This window comes from Bdellovibrionales bacterium, from assembly GCA_019750295.1.
Taxonomy (GTDB): domain Bacteria; phylum Bdellovibrionota; class Bdellovibrionia; order Bdellovibrionales; family JAGQZY01; genus JAIEOS01.
In genome coordinates, this window is record JAIEOS010000073.1 from 1 (window position 1) to 1844 (window position 1844).

2 protein-coding genes are annotated in these 1844 nt (G+C 46.4%); one reads left to right on the forward strand and one right to left on the reverse strand.

Annotated features, from left to right (window positions below):
* The first annotated feature begins 193 nt into the window (after positions 1 to 193).
* Positions 194 to 1186 carry a hypothetical protein gene (locus K2Q26_12065; protein MBY0316252.1) on the forward strand — a complete coding sequence of 331 codons (993 nt, stop codon included), beginning with the start codon at positions 194 to 196 and terminating at the stop codon, positions 1184 to 1186.
* A gap of 97 nt (positions 1187 to 1283) precedes the next feature.
* Here the strand turns inward: K2Q26_12065 and K2Q26_12070 are convergent.
* On the reverse strand, positions 1284 to 1844 hold a 561-nt coding region (locus tag K2Q26_12070), incomplete at its 5' end, for a hypothetical protein (protein MBY0316253.1).

Sequence of the window (1844 nt, forward strand, 5' to 3'; positions counted from 1 at the left end):
GAATCGCATGCAGGCGGCTTTTAAATATATGCTCCAACAGCAAGGAATCGTGCAACCGTCACCGACAGCGAGCGACGATGCCCAATTTGAATTAGATATATAACGTGAAACATAAGATTTACAGCGTGCGATCTTCAACCTAGAAGCGCACGGGAAATTGTGGCATCCCCTTAGATCTCTAAGGGAGAGTCTTATGAAAGTTGTATTATCCATCGTTTTATTTTTTATTTTCAATTCCGCATTCGCCTCCGAAAACGCCATCGAACGTTTTGAAAAGTGGTTTATTATTCTCGATCGATCATTGGATGACTCTCTACCCAAAGAAGAAGCCGCTCTCGCCCTGACAGATGACTTGAGTCGCATCGCCGCCTTTAATCTCCAGGCTCTCGCCAAGATTTACAAAGACGAAGCTTCACTCTTTCCAGAGTTGCGCGAGGATGCAAAAGACCTCGAGGATGCGATCGGCGAATTTAAAAAATGGGATGATATGTTGGAGGCCGCAAAAAAGAAGGGGAATTTAGAAAAAATCAAATCGCTGACGGCGAAGCGCCAAGAGGGTTTAACGGCTTTGGGAGAAGTGCTTTACGCGAGAAACTCTAAAGGCAAAAGCTGGCTCGCAAAAAATGCCACTGATACTAAAATTTCGTATTATCGTGAAAAACTGTCGAAGTACGATTGGGGCTCAGAGGAAGAGGATAAAAGTTTTGTGATTCGTCGTTTAAGTAAGGCTCTTAAAAAGATTTCCGAGACCGACTTTGATTTTACTTATCTTGAGGAGGGCGACGGGCTCCACGAGTTTCGCCGTGAGCTCCGTTGGTTTGCGATTGAGGCGCAAGTGTTAAATGGTCTTGTGACGTTTGATCCTGCGAACACATGTACTAACAGCGCCTATCGCCCGCTACTGACGCAACCCATTGCTAAAAGTAAGTACGCGACGTTGCCGGTGAATCCTAAAGTCGGCTCTCCCTGTCGGATTTCGAAATGCCTATTCCTTGGCGTTGCGGATCTCGTCGATAAAGTGGGGAAAATAAAAGATGATGTCGAAGAAGAACTTATCGTCAACTCCACCACCAATGACGACATCACTCCCGCGAAATACAAAAAGAAGGTCGAAGAGTTTTACGATCACATGCACAAAAACGATCTCCTGCCAGAACTGCGCGAAGAGCTTAAGGCCTGCATCTAGAAAAGGTACGTCGTTCAACTCCCAGAAGAAAAAAGGCCATAAAACGTCTGTTTTATGGCCTTTTACATTTTGGAATTGAGCGGTGTAACTTTTCCGGTTACTGGGCGATCAACATTCCGGGGTCACCTTGTAGGTGGTACCACTCAAAGTTATCAACCACTTCGCTCGTGCTACTGAGGTTCGCGGCGAGATACATTTGTCCCGCGAGAAGGGCTTCGCCAAGGTGGCGGAAGTTTTTGGCGGCGTGTTCAAAGGCAATTCCGCGCGCCATGATGGCTGGAGGATGCCAAGAGATGTTCACAGTTCCGCCATAGTAAGCGGCAGAACCCATCGAGTTTTCATTTTCAACACCTGAAAACGTAGATCCAATGTAGCCACTGGTGATGCGGCCATTCATGCAAGCCACGTCGATAATGACGGGTTTTACGGCTTCGAGATTTAAAATCCCTTTTACGTCGGACGTGTAATACGACTTGTTCATGCTCGGCCAAGACGAACCTGAACCATGCCCCATGTAAAAGAGCCAAGACGCGCCTTCGGAAAGACGAGCGTTGAGTTCTGTCGGATTTGATTTTTTGTCGTTTTGGTAAAAGTGAGTGCTCGTAAAGTCGTAAACATCGGTTAATTTTTGCTCGATGGATTTGACGTATTCATTGTC